This is a genomic window from Phyllobacterium sp. 01N428, from assembly GCF_056399405.1.
The window spans coordinates 259,132-275,215 of the sequence record NZ_JBFTRH010000002.1 but is presented as its reverse complement, the minus strand read 5'-3'; the positions used below and the strand labels follow the sequence as shown (position 1 = coordinate 275,215).

Annotated in this window: 12 protein-coding genes, 1 other RNA gene and 1 pseudogene; 12 read left to right on the top strand and 2 right to left on the bottom strand. The window is 60.7% G+C overall.

Annotation, left to right across the window (positions count from 1 at the left end):
• Positions 1 to 44: 44 nt before the first annotated feature.
• Positions 45 to 560, bottom strand: a complete 516-nt coding sequence (locus AC1DNI_RS09390) for an N-acetyltransferase family protein (RefSeq protein ID WP_477691686.1) — start codon at positions 558 to 560, stop codon at positions 45 to 47.
• Entirely contained in the window at positions 550 to 4,185 is a 3,636-nt protein-coding gene (locus tag AC1DNI_RS09385) for a hydantoinase B/oxoprolinase family protein (protein ID WP_477691685.1), read from the bottom strand. The genes AC1DNI_RS09390 and AC1DNI_RS09385 overlap by 11 nt, the downstream gene beginning before the upstream one ends.
• Positions 4,186 to 4,419: 234 nt before the next feature.
• On the opposite strand from AC1DNI_RS09385, the gene AC1DNI_RS09380 reads away from it, so the two are divergent.
• The 12 genes and pseudogenes from AC1DNI_RS09380 (at position 4,420) to mraY (ending at position 16,080) form a co-directional block, all read left to right on the top strand.
• Positions 4,420 to 4,830: a hypothetical protein gene (locus tag AC1DNI_RS09380; RefSeq protein WP_139202489.1), complete on the top strand. Its 411-nt coding sequence runs from the start codon at positions 4,420 to 4,422 to the stop codon at positions 4,828 to 4,830.
• A 127-nt stretch (positions 4,831 to 4,957) separates the two neighbouring features.
• Positions 4,958 to 5,677 (top strand): TerB family tellurite resistance protein, encoded by a 720-nt coding sequence (locus tag AC1DNI_RS09375; protein WP_477691684.1) that lies wholly within the window; start codon positions 4,958 to 4,960, stop codon positions 5,675 to 5,677.
• Positions 5,664 to 6,428: a peptidoglycan recognition protein family protein gene (locus tag AC1DNI_RS09370; RefSeq protein ID WP_477691683.1), complete on the top strand. Its 765-nt coding sequence runs from the start codon at positions 5,664 to 5,666 to the stop codon at positions 6,426 to 6,428. The genes AC1DNI_RS09375 and AC1DNI_RS09370 overlap by 14 nt, the downstream gene beginning before the upstream one ends.
• A 211-nt stretch (positions 6,429 to 6,639) precedes the next feature.
• Complete coding sequence (locus AC1DNI_RS09365) at positions 6,640 to 7,407, top strand: lytic transglycosylase domain-containing protein (protein ID WP_477691682.1); 768 nt, start codon at positions 6,640 to 6,642, stop codon at positions 7,405 to 7,407.
• Positions 7,408 to 7,504: 97 nt separating this feature from the next.
• Positions 7,505 to 7,942: RNase P RNA component class A (rnpB, locus tag AC1DNI_RS09360), an RNA gene on the top strand.
• Positions 7,943 to 8,319: 377 nt separating this feature from the next.
• Positions 8,320 to 8,778 carry a division/cell wall cluster transcriptional repressor MraZ gene (gene mraZ, locus AC1DNI_RS09355; RefSeq protein ID WP_153668634.1) on the top strand — a complete coding sequence of 153 codons (459 nt, stop codon included), beginning with the start codon at positions 8,320 to 8,322 and terminating at the stop codon, positions 8,776 to 8,778.
• Positions 8,775 to 9,773: a 16S rRNA (cytosine(1402)-N(4))-methyltransferase RsmH gene (rsmH, locus tag AC1DNI_RS09350; protein ID WP_477691681.1), complete on the top strand. Its 999-nt coding sequence runs from the start codon at positions 8,775 to 8,777 to the stop codon at positions 9,771 to 9,773. The genes mraZ and rsmH overlap by 4 nt, the downstream gene beginning before the upstream one ends.
• 3 nt (positions 9,774 to 9,776) lie before the next feature.
• Complete coding sequence (ftsL, locus tag AC1DNI_RS09345) at positions 9,777 to 10,205, top strand: cell division protein FtsL (protein WP_027231910.1); 429 nt, start codon at positions 9,777 to 9,779, stop codon at positions 10,203 to 10,205.
• A gap of 83 nt (positions 10,206 to 10,288) precedes the next feature.
• A pseudogene (locus tag AC1DNI_RS09340) lies at positions 10,289 to 11,947 on the top strand (peptidoglycan D,D-transpeptidase FtsI family protein); the annotation flags it as partial.
• Positions 11,948 to 12,066: 119 nt separating this feature from the next.
• Entirely contained in the window at positions 12,067 to 13,536 is a 1,470-nt protein-coding gene (locus AC1DNI_RS09335; protein ID WP_477691789.1) for a UDP-N-acetylmuramoyl-L-alanyl-D-glutamate--2,6-diaminopimelate ligase, read from the top strand.
• Positions 13,533 to 14,966 (top strand): UDP-N-acetylmuramoylalanyl-D-glutamyl-2,6-diaminopimelate--D-alanyl-D-alanine ligase, encoded by a 1,434-nt coding sequence (locus AC1DNI_RS09330; RefSeq protein WP_477691680.1) that lies wholly within the window; start codon positions 13,533 to 13,535, stop codon positions 14,964 to 14,966. Before AC1DNI_RS09335 ends, AC1DNI_RS09330 begins: the two co-directional genes overlap by 4 nt.
• A gap of 31 nt (positions 14,967 to 14,997) precedes the next feature.
• Positions 14,998 to 16,080, top strand: a complete 1,083-nt coding sequence (mraY, locus tag AC1DNI_RS09325) for a phospho-N-acetylmuramoyl-pentapeptide-transferase (RefSeq protein ID WP_027231906.1) — start codon at positions 14,998 to 15,000, stop codon at positions 16,078 to 16,080.
• The last annotated feature ends 4 nt before the right edge of the window (positions 16,081 to 16,084 follow it).

Below are 16,084 nucleotides of genomic sequence, written 5' to 3'. Positions count from 1 at the left end.
GTGTTTTATCGACGTTTCGTTGCCGCCACTCCGCCAAGCCAGTTTCAGCGTAAATCCAGGCGCAGGTGCTCGTCGTCATAGGACTTGCCGTCGTAACGCAACGCATCCTTCTCAAAACCAAAAACGGTAAATCCGAGACCAAGATAGATATTGCGCGCGGCGAGGTTGGTTGCCATCACCGTCGCATGAAGAACGTCGACATGCTGCCTCGCATGTTCGATCACGGCCGCAGTCAATCGTCTGCCCAAGTCATGACCTCGCCAGGCGGGATCGACGAAGACACCCCATAGCAGACCTACGTGGCGCTTCTTGACCTTCGGACTGACGGCAAAGCCGGCAAGGCCAATGAGCAGGTCACCGGCGAAGGCGCCGAACGCCGCGTTTGGCTGCACCTCCAGCATCGAGCGTACGTCGGCGATGTCGCGGCCGCACTCTTCCTCATAGCTCGAACCGAATGCTTCGGGTGCAGTCTGCAGGCAATGCAGCCGCAGGGCCTGGAAACGTTCTGCATCGTCGCGGGTGAGGCGCCTGACCGCAATCTGCACCGGTTCAACCATCATTCTTTCCATAACCGCCGGGGGTGGGTGTGGTGAGTATCACGGCTTCACCGGCGTCGAGGACGGTCTGGTCGCAGGCTTTGAGCATTTCGGTCGTTCCATCGTTGCGACGCACTTGCGTCTTGCCTGTCTCGCCATTGCCGCCGCCGTCGAGGCCTTGGGGCGGCCGGCTGCGATGCGACGACAGGATGGCGCAATCCATCCGTTCGAGGAAACGGATCGTCCGCTGCGTGCCGTTGCCGCCCGGGTACGTCCCGGTGCCGCCCGAACCGTCGCGGATATGAAAATCCTCGAGCAGGACCGGAAAGCGCATTTCGAGGATTTCGGGATCCGTGAGGCGTGAATTGGTCATGTGCGTATGGACGGCGGCGGTTCCGGCAAAGCCGGTGCCGTCGTTGAAATGGCCTGCGGGCGATCCCGAGCAGATCGTCTCGTAATATTGATAGCGCGCGTTGCCGAAGGTCAGATTGTTCATCGTTCCTTGCGAATTCGCCATCGCGCCCAAGGCGCCAAACAGGGCGTTGGTGACATGCTGCGATGTTTCAACATTGCCGGCAACGACGGCCGCCGGGTAGGTGGGCTTCAGCATCGACCCATCTGGGATGATGATGTCGATAGGGCGCAGACAGCCGGCATTCATCGGTATCGCGCCTTCGACCATGACACGGAATACGTAGAGCACCGCAGCGCGCGCCACAGGCTCCGGCGCATTGAAGTTGTTTTTCATGACCGGTGACGTGCCGGTAAAATCCACCGTTGCCCGGCGCTCGTTGCGATCGACGGTAATCTTCACCGCAATCGTCTGGCCGGTGTCGGTCTCGTAGCTGTATTCGGATTGCTCGGGCAGCCGGTCGAGCACGGCCCGCACACTCTCCGCCGCATTGTCCTGGACATGGCCCATATAGGCTTCGACCACGCCGAGCCCGAACTGGCCGATCATCTTTTTAAGCTCAGCAACGCCCTTTTCGTTAGCGGCGATCTGCGCCTTCAGGTCGGCGATGTTCTGATGGACATTGCGCACAGGGAAAGGGTGATCGGTGAGAAGCGCAGTCAATTCCCGTTCACGAAAGCGGCCACGCTCGACGAGACGGAAATTGTCGATGAGAACACCTTCTTCATCGACGGTCGTCGCGAGCGGCGTCATCGATCCCGGCGCGGAACCGCCAATATCGGCATGATGGCCACGTGAGGCGGCGTAGAAGAGAATGTTTTTTCCCGCATCGTCGAAGACCGGCGTCACCACAGTAATATCCGGGAGGTGCGTGCCGCCATTATACGGAGCATTCAGGGCAAAGACATCGCCCGGATGGATATCGCCGGCATTGAGCTTGATGATCGTCTCGACCGAGCGGTCCATGGAGCCGAGATGAACGGGCATGTGCGGTGCGTTGGCGACGAGGGCGCCGCTGCCGTCGAACACGGCGCAGGAAAAATCGAGACGTTCCTTGATGTTGACCGAATAGGCGGTGTTCTGCAGCGTCACGCCCATCTGTTCGGCGATCGACATGAAGAGATTATTGAAAACCTCGAGCATGATCGGATCGGCTTCGGTGCCGAGCGCGGCCGTGCGAAGCTTCTTTTCGGCGCGGCGCATGAGGACATGGTTCAAGTCGGTGATCTGCGCGCGCCAGCCTGGCTCGACGACGATGGTCTGATGCGGCTCGATGATCAGGGCCGGGCCCTTGATCTCATGCCCGGGTGCGAGGTTTTCGCGCCGGAACGCCGGAGCGTCGTGAAACGCACCCCCTGAGAAAATCCGGCATGTGTTTTCGTGCCGCGGTTCTGCCGCAACCGGAGCCTGCTTCTTTTCGACTTGCGTCCGCTCGCGGGAGTCCATGCCCTCGACGCCGACTGCTTCGACCACGATGCCCTTATTGTCGTATATAAAGCCGAACTGGGCCTTGTGAGCAGCTTCGAAGGCAGCGCGCGCTCCATCAATCGCAAAGGCGCTGAAATCGATTGGTATCGTCGTATCGGTTCCGTCATAGCGCAGATGCACAATGGGACGCGCCGCAATTGCCTCGGCCGGAACACTCTGGCCTGCAAGTTCGGTCGTCACGGCAGCCGACAGGCGCGCAACGAGTTCGCGGATTTCCTCAAGGTTTTCGGAAGAAAGCGGTTTGACGAGCGCCTGTTGGCGTGATGCGAATATCGAGGAAAGGCCGATACCATAAGCTGAGAGCAGGCCGGAGAAGGGGTGGATAAGCACCGCTTCCATGCCGAGCGCATCGGCAACAAGGCACGCATGTTGCCCGCCCGCGCCGCCGAAGCAATTCAGGAGATAGCCGGTGACGTCGTAGCCACGCTGCACCGATATCTTCTTGATCGCATTCGCCATATTCTCGACTGCGATCGTCACGAAGCCTTCGGCAACCTCTTCCGGCGTCTTGCCGTCGCCGATTTCTGCCGCAAGCTGCGCAAACTTTCTCGCAACGATCTCAGCATCGAGCCGCTTGTCTTGCCCGGGACCGAAGATCGCCGGAAAATATTCGGGCCGCAGCTTGCCGAGCATGACATTGGCGTCCGTAACCGCAAGCGGCCCGCCGCGCCGGTAGCAGGCGGGGCCAGGATTGGCACCGGCCGAATCGGGACCGGCCTGGAAGCGCCCCGCGCTGTAGTGCAAAATGGAACCGCCGCCTGCGGCGACCGTATGAATGCGCATCATCGGCGCGCGGATGCGCACGCCGGCGACTTCCGTATCGAAGGCGCGCTCATAATCCCCATCGTAGTGGGCGACATCGGTGCTGGTCCCACCCATGTCGAAGCCGATCACCCGGTCGAACCCCGCAAGCCGTGCCGTCTCGACCATGCCGACGACGCCGCCCGCAGGACCGGACAAAATGGCGTCCTTGCCCTGGAAAAGATCGGACGCCGTCAGCCCGCCTGATGACATCATGAAGGAAAGGCGCGGCCCCTGTTCCGACCCGTCGCTCGCCCCAAGCTCGCCGGCAACCCGATCAACGTAGCGCCGCAGGATTGGAGACAGATAGGCGTCGACGACGGTGGTGTCGCCGCGCCCGACGAGCTTGGCGAGCGGCGAAACTTCATGGCTGACCGACACCTGTCCGAACCCGAGGTCCCGCGCCACCCCGGCTGCAAGCTGTTCGTGTGCCGGATAGTTCCAGGCATGCATGAAAACGATGGCGACGGTATCGATCCCATCCGCTTTGGCCCCGGTCAACAAGGCGCGTATCTGCGCGGCATCCGGCGCAACTTCCACTGTGCCGTCCGTTCGCACCCGCTCATCGATCTCGACGACGCGCTCGTAGAGCTGTTCGGGAAGAATGATTTCCTTCGCAAAGATGTCGGGCCGCGCCTGATAGGCAATCCTCAGGGCATCGCGGAAACCGCGTGTTATGACGAGCAAGGTCCGGTCGCCCATGCGCTCAAGCAGCGCATTGGTTGCGACAGTCGTCCCCATCTTCACCTCGCCGATACGCTTGGACGGAATGTGATCGCCCGGCTCGACGCCGAGGAGTTCGCGAATGCCCTGGATGGCCGCGTCCTTATAGGCTTCGGGATTCTCGGAGAGGAGCTTATGGGCATGAAGCTGCCCAGCCGGATCGCGCGCAATCACATCGGTGAACGTGCCACCGCGATCGATCCAGAAATCCCATCTGTCCTTCACGGGCAGCCTCCGTCTTCAGGTGATTCGGCGGCGCGGAAAAAACCTCGCACATGCCCCAAGTGAGAATAAGCCAAACGGCAGCAAGCGCAATCATGGAAGATTTTACATTAAGATTCGCGTGAAACTGTTGATATCCACGGGAAAATTAACTGAGAGCGCAAACAAACCGCCGCCAGCCGCCAATTCGTTTTAAGGTGAAGGCGAGGGGCCAGTTTTAGCGATGGAGAGGAAACGATGAAGAACAGACTTTTTGTGGCGATGGCGACAGCCTCACTTCTCGTGCTTGCCGGTTGCGGCGAGAGCGAACAGAAATCGGAACAGGCTCCGGCAAAGACCGAAGCGCCAGCTCCGGCTCCCGCCCCGGCACCAGCGCCTGCGCCTGCTGCCCCGGCGGCAACCGAGACGCCTGCGGCTCCCGCTGCCCCTGCCGCGACACCCGCAACGCCGATGAATGCTCAAGACACGTTGAACAAGCTGAAAGAGCAGGCAGCGACCATGACGCCCGAGCAGAAGCAGTCAGCGGTAGCGACGGCGCGCAAGGCTGCTGAAGACGCTGCTAAATCGGCTGGTCAGACCGACGACCAGGCCAAGGTCGCTGCCGACGAGGCGGAGAAGGCCATCAAGGACGCCCTCGGCATGCAATAACGCTTGCTTTTCGGCCGGGCGCTCCGCTGTCCGGCCGAAGGTGGTGCGCGCCATGCGGCAACGCGTCCACCGCCGCGACATTGATATGGCTCTCGCATTTGCGAATGAATTTGAATAAAACGAAGTCATGTCGATTTGGCGCCGCATCAGCGATTTCATTACCAGCACTGCGATCGATGCATTCTCGAGCATCATCGAAGCCGTCCGAACCACGTTTGAGGGCGATCCGGAGACGCGCCGGCGCGTGGCTTTCTCCATTGCGATGATTGCGCTTTCGGCGAAGATGGCAAAGGCTGACGGCGTCGTGACGCAGGCCGAGGTGAATGCCTTTCACGAAATATTCCACGTCCCGCCGCAGTATCAGGAGCAGGTTACGAGCCTTTACAATCTCGCCAAGCAGGACGTAGCCGGCTATGAGGCCTATGCGACGCAATTGTCCGGGCTTTGCGGCACCGGCAAGCCCAATTGCAAGATGCTGGAAGACATTCTCGATGGGCTCTTTCACATCGCCAAGGCCGACGGCGCCCTGCATGACAAGGAACTCGTTTTCCTCGGAACCGTGGCCGAAATCTTTCAGCTCGACGAGGAACAGTTCGACCGGATACTCGCGCGCCATGTGGGTCTAAGCCAGACGGATCCCTACAGGGTCCTCGGCCTTTCGCACGGCGTCAGTTTCGAAGAGGCCCGCAAGCAGTACCGCGCGCTGGTGCGTGAAAACCACCCGGACGTTTTGATCGCTCGGGGCGTGCCGGAGGAATTCATTGCCATCGCCAACCAGCGCATCGCAGCGATCAATGCCGCCTGGGACCGGGTTGAAAAAGACCTGAAGGCGTATGAGCGGGTTTAAGCCGGACCACCTTTCCGCCGACGTCCATGCCTCGCCAAATTTCGGGCCGCGCAAGGACGGCAAGCGACCGTCATATCTCATATTGCATTATACCGGCATGGAGACCGGCGAGGCTGCCCAGAACTGGCTCTCCAATCCCCAAAGCGAAGTCTCCGCGCACTACGTCGTCCATGAGGATGGGCGGATCGTGCAGATGGTGCCCGAGAGCGAACGGGCGTGGCATGCAGGCCAGAGCTTCTGGAAGGGTGAGACAGACATCAACTCCTGCTCGGTGGGTATCGAGATCGTGAACGGCGGTCCGCTTCTCGGTTTTCCCGATTTCGAACCCGTGCAGATCGATGCCGTCATAGATCTTTGCAAGGGCATTGTATCCCGCCATGGCATCCGGCCCGAGGCGGTGCTTGCACATTCCGACATCGCTCCGGCGCGCAAGATCGATCCAGGCGAAAAGTTTCCCTGGCCTGTCCTTTACGATGCCGGCGTCGGTCACTGGGTGAAAGCGTCGCCGATCAGAGGCGGGCGGTTCTTCACGCGCGGCGATCAGGGCCAGCCGGTCGAGGCGCTGCAGTCGATGCTGGCACTTTACGGCTATGGCGTCCCTATCGACGGGGTCTTCGGAAACGCGACACAATTGGGCATTTTAGCGTTCCAGCGCCATTTTCGCGCCGAAAAGGTCGATGGAGTCGCCGACATGTCAACTATTGAGACCCTGCATCGACTACTTTATTCGCTGCCTGCTCTCTCTGCGTAAGCGTTTGAACCAAAAAACCTTTTCCGGCTCGTTTTGTGCAATGCAACCTATATATATCAATGGGTTACATTTTGTTATTTGGCCGATCAATATTCGGCTGCATTGGACCGTCAAATCCTTGGCCAGTGTTCCGGCTCTGCCCTTTTGATTTTTGGCACGGAACGATCCCGGTGTGCACATTCGTGTCGCCCAAGCTTCTAGACGGAAAACGATGAACAAAAAATTTGGTATGATTCTCGCCCTTTTCGGGGCGATGGCCCTCTATGGCTCAAATTCAGCACTCAGCAGCCCGGCAGAGCCGAACAGTATCGCTGATTACATCAAGTTGAAGCGTGAACGGGAAGCCCAGGCAAAGGCCAAGGCAGCTCCGGCCGCAAAAATCACCCAGTCGAAGGAAAAGGGTAAACGCATCGTCGCCAAGGCGCCGGCAACGAAAAAGGCAGCTGCCAAGCAGCAGCGCGTCAGCAAGAAATCCGCCTCGCACAAGCGCCCGGTCGTTCAGGCCAAGGCCCGCATCAAGACCACTGTCGTCAACGAGACCATTGCCAGCGTCGATACGATGACGACGGGGAGCATCGCCTCTGCCGGCGCTTCGGCGATCGGCGGGACCAAGTATTCGACGATCATCAATTCCTACGCCGCCTCCTATGGCGTACCGGTCGCCCTTGCCAATGCCGTCATTCGCGTTGAAAGCAATTACCAGCCGAACATGACGGGCAGCGCCGGCGAAATCGGCCTGATGCAGATCAAGTATGAGACGGCCCGCGGCCTCGGCTATACCGGTACGCGCCAGGCGCTCTACAACCCGGAGGAAAATATCCGCTGGGGGATGAAGTATCTTGCCGGTGCCCATAAGCTCGGCAACGGCACCACCTGCGGGACGATCCTGCGCTACAATGCAGGTCATGGCGCGACGCGCATGAACCCGGTTTCGGCCAATTACTGCGCCAAGGTGAAGCTGGAGATGGCGTCCAACTAGGCTTTGGGTGCAATCATCGCATGATTTGAAAGGCCGGGCCCGACGCCCGGCCTTTTTTCGTTTGCGTTTTTCGCGCGAAACGCCTTTATACGCGTCGCCAGCTGGCCGGGCAGCCGCGCATGTCAAAAGCCGAAAGGCGGCATGTGAGGAAAGTCCGGGCTCCAGGGAAACACGGTGCCGGATAACGTCCGGCGGGGGCGACCCCAGGGAAAGTGCCACAGAAAGGAAACCGCCCCGCCTGTATTTCGGCTGCGACCGCGCAACGCGGTCCGAGCCCAAATACTGGCGGGGTAAGGGTGAAAGGGTGGGGTAAGAGCCCACCGCGCAACTGGTAACAGGGGCGGCATGGCAAACCCCACCGGGAGCAAAACCGAATAGGGACGGCGTGCCGGGCGCAAGCCTGGCGATCAGTTTCCGGGTCAGTCGTCCGGGTGGGTTGCAGGAGGCGGGCGGCAACGTCCGTCCAAGATGAATGGCTGCCGCGTCGGGCGCGAGCCCGGCCATACAGAACCCGGCTTACAGGCCAGCTGGCACTTCAATTTCCACGGGATGATCGATCACTGTGAAGCCGCTCGGCGAGCGACTTCACAGTGGTGCGAACGCGTAAATGTGGCCTTTCCTAACGCTTCATTAAGCTTAATGAGCGATAAATTTCAGAATCGCCGGTCGTGCGCCGAATTGACGGCTCATTCCCTATCCGTGTCCGCTGGTCCCATTGACGCCCATAGTGCCCCATGATACCGATTGACTTCATCAGTAGCGTTCATTCGACACGGTGTCCCCCGCATTACGAACACGCATGCCAGGGCTGGCCATGGGCTGACCATGCCGATGCCTTGTCCGAACCATCGGAAGTTAGAACCATTGGTACCCCGAAAAATGCGGACGGGGCGGAAACGGCGGTGTTACGTCTTGAACCGGTTCCTCGGAAATATAACGAACAGGATCGACGCCAAGGGGCGGGTCTCGGTGCCGGCGCACTTCCGTTCGATTATCCAGAAGGCCGGTCACGCAGAGCTCTATGCGCTGCGTTCTCTGCATCTGCCTGCCCTCGATGTGGGCGGGCCGGAGCTTCTGAGCCGGTTCGACAAGCGTCTGGAGAGCGAGGATCCTTTCGCGGAGACGGCGGACGACATGTCCTTCTACCTGCACGCCGACGGCGGCTTTCTGAAGCTCGACGGGGAGGGGCGGATTACGATCACGGATTTCATCCGGGAGCATACGGGCGTCTCGTCGGATGTGACCTTTGCGGGCGCCAACACCCACTTTCAGATGTGGCATCCGGATCGTTTCGAAGCGCATCGCACAACGGTGCGGGAACGCCTCGCGGAAAAGCGCCAACTCGAGACGCTGAACGGGGGCACTCGATGACGGCATCCGACGACCGGCACATTCCCGTCCTGCTCGACGAAGTCATCACGGCGTTGCAGCCGCAGCCGGGCGAATTGATTATCGACGGCACGTTCGGCGCGGGCGGCTATACGCGCCGCGTTCTCGAAACAGGCGCGTCGGTTACGGCGATCGATCGCGACCCTTCCGCGATCGAGGCAGGCCGCGCCATGGAAAAGGAGTTTTCCGGGCGTCTCACGCTTGTCCAGGGCACGTTCTCGACGCTCGATCAGGTTGCCTTGCTGGGCGGCGCGCCCGATGGGGTCGTTCTCGATATCGGCGTCTCCTCCATGCAGATCGACGAAGCAGAGCGCGGTTTTTCCTTCCAGAAGGACGGGCCGCTCGACATGCGCATGTCAAGTTCCGGACCAAGCGCCGCCGATGTCGTCAACCGCCTGAAAGCGGGCGACCTTGCGCGCATCTTCAATTTCCTCGGCGAGGAGCGCCATGCCGGACGTATTGCGCGCATGATCGAAAAGCGCCGCGCGAGCGAGCCGTTCATCCGCACACGCGATCTCGCCAACGCGATCGAAGCGCTGGTCGGGCGCAATCCGAAGGTGCCGATCCATCCGGGGACGCGCGTGTTCCAGGCGCTGCGCATCTTCGTCAATGACGAGCTGGGCGAGCTCGTGCGCGCGCTCCACGCGGCCGAAAGAGTGCTGAAGCCGGGCGGGCGTCTTGTCGTTGTCACGTTTCATTCGCTGGAAGACCGTATCGTCAAGCGATTCTTCGCCGATCGTTCGGCAAGTGGCGGCGGATCGAGGCATCTGCCGCAGGTCGAACAGCGGCTGGCAAGCTTCACGCCGATCGGCAAGGGCATTGTTGCGCCGAGTGAGGCTGAGGCCGAGCGCAATCCGCGCGCCCGGTCCGCAAAGCTGCGCGGCGGCGTTCGCACAACCAATCCACCGCTTGCCGAGGACCATTCCATTTACGGCCTGCCCAACCTGCCCGCATTCCAAGATAAGGCGAGGAACTGATCCGTGCTGCGCACCTTCGATATCATATTGATAGGACTGATGATTGCGGCGGCCGCCGTGACCTACAAGATAAAGCACGATGCGGAAAAGCAGATGGCGCAGGTCAGCAAGCTCGAACGCATGATTGCCGATGAGCGCGACACGATCGACCTGCTCAAGGCCGACTGGAGCCTGCTCACCCAGCCCAATCGCCTGCAGAAGCTGGTGGAGACCTTCCAGGGCCAGCTCGACCTGCAGCAGATGGAAGCGCAGCAGATCGTCAACATCGACGAACTGCCGCAGCCAAAGCCGGCATCGGACGGGCTTGATGATGTCGCGAACATCATCACCGAGGCGAATGCGGGCAATACGATAAAGACGGACGCGACGCTGACCGGCAGCGTCAAGAAAAGCAGCGCAGCCGTTCCAGGCGCAAAGCCGAAGGGGCATTGATGATGGCAGCGCTGTGGATCAAACGGAAAAAGAACCTTCTCGAAGCAGGCGTTGCGCCGGCCTTCGCGCTTGACGCGAAGAAGAAGAAATCCGGCAATCGTGCACGCAATCGCGTTGTCATGGCCATTGCCGGTTTCATGGGCATATACGGCATTATCAGCGGCCGCCTGATCTATTACGGCATGCAGGAAGATACGACCGGTTATAATGGACCGACTGGCGCCGTGCTTGCCTCGCGTCCCGATATTCTCGACCGTAATGGCGAGGTGCTGGCTACCGACATCAAGACCGCGTCCCTCTACGCCGAGCCGCGCAAGATCATCGATCCCGACGAGGCGATCGAACTTCTATCGACCGTGCTGCCGGATTTGAACTTCGAGCAGACCTATAACCGTCTGAAGAGCAATGCGGGCTTCGCCTGGCTGAAGCGCGGTTTGACGCCCCAGCAGAAGAGCCAGATCATGGCGCTTGGCATCCCCGGCATTGGCTTCAGGACCGAGAAATCACGCTTCTACCCGGGCGGGCCGACCGCTTCGCATATTCTCGGCCTCGTCAATATCGACAATCAGGGCATTGCCGGTATGGAGAAATACATCGATGAGCAGGGTCTTTCGGACCTGCGCGATGTCGGGCTCGCGGACAGCCGTTCGCTCGAGCCGGTGAAGCTGTCGATCGATCTTCGCGTCCAGCACGTCGTCCGCGATGTCGTCGTCAATGCGATGCAGCGCTACCGCGCCATTGCCGCGGGCGCCGTCGTCCTTAATGTTCATACGGGCGAAGTCCTGGCGATGGCCTCGGCACCGGATTTTGATCCGAACAATCCGTTCAACGCGCTCGACAAGGACAGGCTCAACCGCATGTCCGCCGGCACCTTCGAGATGGGCTCGACCATCAAGAGCTTCACGACGGCGATGGCGCTCGATTCCGGCAAGGTCAATATCAACAGCACCTTCGACGCCAGCCGCCCGATCACGATCGGCCACCAGACCATTCGCGACTTTCACGGCAAGCACCGCGTGCTGACCCTGCCTGAAGTCTTCATTTATTCGTCGAACATCGGTTCGGCAAAGGAAGCCGACGTCGTCGGCATCGAGGGTCACAGGGCGTTTCTGCATCGTCTCGGTCTGCTCGACCGCATGCAGACGGAGTTGCCGGAAGTAGCGCGCCCGATGGAACCGAAAGTCTGGAAGAAGGTTCACTCGATCACCATTGCGTTCGGTCACGGCATGGCGACAACACCGTTGCAGACGGCCGTCGGCGCCGCCGCCCTGATGAACGGCGGCAAACTGATAGAGCCGACATTCCTGCCGCGCACGGAGGAGGAAGCCACCAAGGTTGCCAAGCAGGTCGTCAGCGAGAAGACGAGCGAGGACATGCGCTATCTCTATCGCCTGAACAGCGAGAAGGGCTCCGGCGGTTCAGGCGCGCGGGCGAATGTTCCGGGCTATCGCGTCGGCGGCAAAACCGGAACGGCGGAAAAAGTCGTCAACGGCCGCTATTCGAGCGATGTCAGGTTCAATGCGTTTGTGGCGGCGTTCCCGATCGACAAGCCCGAATATGTGGTGTTGACCATCATCGACGAGCCGAAGCCCGAAGAGGGCAAGGTTGCGGCAACTGCCGGCTTGAACGCGGCGCCGATGGTTGCGGACATTATTCGCCGTTCGGCATCGTTCCTCGGCGTCAAGCCGGATTTCAAGGAAGAGAACATGGCAGCGCCAACGATGGTGTCGTTCGATGAATAGCCACAGCTTCGCTCGCGAATGCCCCAGAAACGACTCAAAACGATGCGTTTTGCGAGCAGAATCGATGATTCTTGACCTTATGAGATGAAAAGTTTTTGAAAATGGGTTCCACTGCGGCCATGCAACTTAAAGATCTGAACGGAATTCCTGAAATCGCTATCTCCGAACTCGGCGATAAGACGATAACGGGATTGACGTCGGATTCGCGCAAAGTGGAACGCGGTTTCCTGTTTGCCGCGCTGAAGGGCTCCAAGGCCGATGGCGCAACCTATGCGGCGGACGCGGCGTCGCGCGGGGCCGCGATCATTGTTACCTCCAAGGGTGCGAAGCTTGGCAAGATTGCCGTTCCGATCGTTTATGTCGACGATCCGCGCCGTACCCTCGCGCTTGCTGCGGCAAGCTTCTACAAGCTTCAACCGGATGTGATGGTGGCGATCACCGGCACGAGCGGCAAGACGTCGGTCGCATCCTTCACCCGCCAGATTTGGGCGCAGGCCGGCTTTGCCTCCGCCAGCATCGGCACCACCGGCGTCGTATCGCCCAAGCGCGACGATTATGGTTCGCTGACGACGCCCGACCCGGTCGAACTCCACAAGCTGCTCAGCGAGCTCGTCGACGAGGGCGTTACCCATGCCGCCATGGAGGCATCCTCGCATGGTCTCGACCAGCGCCGCCTCGACGGCGTGCGGCTCTCGGCCGGCGCCTTCACCAATCTTGGCCGCGACCACATGGACTACCATGCGACGGTCGAGGAATATCACGCCGCCAAGCTGCGGCTGTTCACGGAACTGCTGCCGAAGGGTGCGCCGGCGGTCATTTTTGCCGATGACGCCTTTTCCAAGCCGACGATCGCTGCTGCCACCGACGCTGGCTGCAAAGTCCTGACCGTCGGCCGCAAGGGCGATTTCATCACCTTGAAACGCGTCGAGCACGAGCGCTTCCGCCAGCACGTGGAGATGCACATTGCCGGGGAAATCTTCGAGATTACCCTGCCGCTCGCCGGCGACTTCCAGGTGGCGAACGGCCTTGTCGCGGCAGGACTTGCTATCGCGACCGGCGTTCCGCCTGCAGCGGCCGTGCGCGGCCTCGAACGCCTGAAGGGCGCGCCGGGGCGGCTCGACCTCGTCGGTGCGACAGAGGAGGGTGCGCCCGCCTATGTCGATTACGCCCACAAGCCCGACGCGCTGGAAAACGTCCTCGCGTCGGTGCGTCCGTTCACGACCGGCCGCGTCATCGTCGTCTTTGGCTGCGGCGGCGACCGCGACAAAGGCAAGCGCCCGATGATGGGCGAGATCGCGACGCGTCTCGCCGACGTGGTGATCGTCACCGACGACAACCCCCGTTCAGAAGTGCCCGCCACCATTCGCGCCGAAATCCTTGCGGCAGCGCCGGGCGCCATAGAAATCGCCGACCGCCGCGAAGCGATCCGCCATGCGGTTTCGATGATGAAATCCGGCGACACGCTGATCGTGGCCGGCAAGGGCCATGAAGAAGGCCAGACAGTCGGCGATGTCGTTCTGCCGTTCTCCGATCATGCAGAAGTCGGCTCGGCGCTGAACGACCGTCTGGCACGGGAGAGCGGCGCATGAGCCTGCTCTGGACCTCCGATGCCATGATCGAAGCGATGAACGGGCGGCCCGTCGGCAAGTTGCCGGAGGGGATCACCGGCATTTCCATCGATACCCGTAGCCTGAAGCAGGGCGAGGCATTCTTCGCCATCAAGGGTGATGCGCTGGACGGACACGATTTCGCCACCGCGGCGGTCGCCGCGGGCGCGGCGCTGCTTGTCGTTGCGGAAGCGAAACTGCCGGCGCTCGGCAAGTTGAAGGCGCCGATGATCGTCGTCGATGACGTGCTCGCGGCGATGACGCGGCTCGGCATTGCTTCACGGGCGCGCTCCAATGCGCAGATTATCGCGGTGACCGGATCGGTCGGAAAGACTACGACCAAGGAAGCGTTGCGGCATGTGCTTGCCACCAGCGGGAAGGTTCATGCCTCGGCGGCGTCCTTCAACAACCACTGGGGTGTACCGCTGACGCTTGCCCGCATGCCGGCCGATACCGATTACGGTGTGTTCGAGATCGGCATGAACCATCCCGACGAAATCCGCCCCCTGGTCAAGATGGTGCGCCCGCACGTCGCGCTGATCACGCTCATTGCGGCGGCGCATCTTGGTCATTTCAAGAATCTTCAGGAAATTGCTACCGCCAAGGCGGAGATTTTCGAAGGCGTCGTTCCCGGCGGCTACGCGCTTCTCAACCGAGACGACAAGCATTTCAAACTGCTCGAGAAAATGGCGAAGGATGCGGGCGTCGAGCACATCAAGACCTTTGGTGAGAACGCCCGGGCAGATTATAGACTGATCAAATTGAAACTCCTCGGCGATTGTTCCTGCATGACAGCGCGGCTCGCCGGCGAAGAAGCCGTGGTCAAGATCGGAGCGCCCGGCCGACATATTGTGCAGAACGTTCTTGGCGTCCTCGGCACGGCGCATCTGGCCGGTGCAGACATGGCCAAGGCGACGCTTGCTCTCGCCTCGCTGCGCCCGGAAAGCGGGCGCGGGGCGCGCCATACGCTGGAAGTGGCAAAGGGTACGTTCACGTTGATCGACGAGAGCTACAATGCCAACCCGGCCTCCATGCGCGCCGCGATCGAACTGCTTGCGGCGGCAACCCCGACCGGACGCGGGCGGCGCATCGCCGTGCTCGGCGACATGCTCGAACTTGGCAAGCAGGCGCCGAAACTTCATGCGGAACTCGCTTCAGTGATTGCCGACAACCATATCAACATGGTTTTTCTCGGCGGTCCTGAAATGGCGGCGCTCAAGGCGGCCATGCCGGTTGAATTTCATGCCGAATACAGGCAGAGCGTAGAGGAACTGCAACCGCAATTGCTGAAGACGATCCGGGCTGGTGACGTGATCATGATCAAGTCATCCAAGGGGACTGGATTCTCCCAGATCGTGAAAACGCTCTTGCAGAAATACAATTCCATCGAGCCTGCCGGTCCAGCCGAGTAAGCTGCGGGGATGGGGAAAGGGCTCTAGCCACATGCTTTATTATCTCGCCGGTCTGGCGGAACATATCCAGGCGCTGAACGTGTTCCGCTATATTACGTTTCGGACCGGCGGTGCGCTGATTACCTCGGCGCTCATCGTTTTTCTGTTCGGACCCCGCATCATCGACTCGCTGCGCATCAGGCAGGGCCGCGGCCAGCCGATCCGCGCCGACGGCCCGCAGACGCACTTCAAGAAGGCAGGCACGCCAACCATGGGCGGCCTCATGATCATGACCGGGATTCTCCTGTCGTCGCTGCTCTGGGCCAACTGGTCGAATGTCTATGTGTGGATTGTTTTGCTCGTCGCGCTGTGCTTCGGCGCCATCGGCTTCTACGACGATTACCTCAAGGTCAGCAAACAATCGTTCAAGGGATTTTCGGCCCGCGGGCGTCTCGGCATCGAGTTCCTGATCGCGGGGCTGGCCGGTCTCGGCATCATGTGGGCGGGACAGGAACCTTTTTCGTCGTCGCTGACCTTCCCCTTTGCCAAGCAGTTCATCATCAATCTCGGCATCTTCTTCATCCCGTTTGCTGCCTTCGTGATGGTCGGCGCGGGCAACGCCGTCAATTTCACCGATGGTCTCGATGGTCTTGCCACCGTCCCGGTGATGATCGCCGCAGCTTCCTTCGGGGTTATCGCGTACCTTTCCGGTAACGCGATTTTCGCCGATTATCTGCAAATTCACTTCGTGCCCGGCACCGGCGAGCTCGCCGTCGTCCTTGGGTCCGTCATCGGCGCGGGCCTTGGGTTCCTCTGGTTCAACGCGCCTCCCGCTGCCATCTTCATGGGCGACACCGGCTCGCTGGCACTTGGCGGTCTCATCGGGGCTGTTGCCGTCGCAACCAAGCACGAGATCGTCCTTGCCATCATCGGCGGCGTCTTCGTCATGGAAGCGATGTCCGTCATCATCCAGGTGGCGTCGTTCAAGATGACCGGCAAGCGCGTGTTCCTGATGGCGCCGATCCACCACCATTTCGAAAAGAAGGGCTGGACCGAGAGCCAGGTCGTGATCCGCTTCTGGATCATCGCCGTCATTCTCGCCCTGATCGGCCTTTCGACGCTCAAGCTCCGGTAGGCCG

What these genes read in the sequence shown, in the direction of transcription:
- AC1DNI_RS09365 (WP_477691682.1), top strand. Translation starts at nt 6,640, where the DNA reads ATGAACAAAAAATTTGGTATGATTCTCGCCCTTTTCGGGGCGATGGCC.
- AC1DNI_RS09380 (WP_139202489.1), top strand. Translation starts at nt 4,420, where the DNA reads ATGAAGAACAGACTTTTTGTGGCGATGGCGACAGCCTCACTTCTCGTG.
- rsmH (WP_477691681.1), top strand. Translation starts at nt 8,775, where the DNA reads ATGACGGCATCCGACGACCGGCACATTCCCGTCCTGCTCGACGAAGTC.
- AC1DNI_RS09370 (WP_477691683.1), top strand. Translation starts at nt 5,664, where the DNA reads ATGAGCGGGTTTAAGCCGGACCACCTTTCCGCCGACGTCCATGCCTCG.
- AC1DNI_RS09390 (WP_477691686.1), bottom strand. Translation starts at nt 560, where the DNA reads ATGATGGTTGAACCGGTGCAGATTGCGGTCAGGCGCCTCACCCGCGAC.
- AC1DNI_RS09335 (WP_477691789.1), top strand. Translation starts at nt 12,067, where the DNA reads ATGCAACTTAAAGATCTGAACGGAATTCCTGAAATCGCTATCTCCGAA.
- AC1DNI_RS09375 (WP_477691684.1), top strand. Translation starts at nt 4,958, where the DNA reads ATGTCGATTTGGCGCCGCATCAGCGATTTCATTACCAGCACTGCGATC.
- AC1DNI_RS09330 (WP_477691680.1), top strand. Translation starts at nt 13,533, where the DNA reads ATGAGCCTGCTCTGGACCTCCGATGCCATGATCGAAGCGATGAACGGG.
- mraY (WP_027231906.1), top strand. Translation starts at nt 14,998, where the DNA reads ATGCTTTATTATCTCGCCGGTCTGGCGGAACATATCCAGGCGCTGAAC.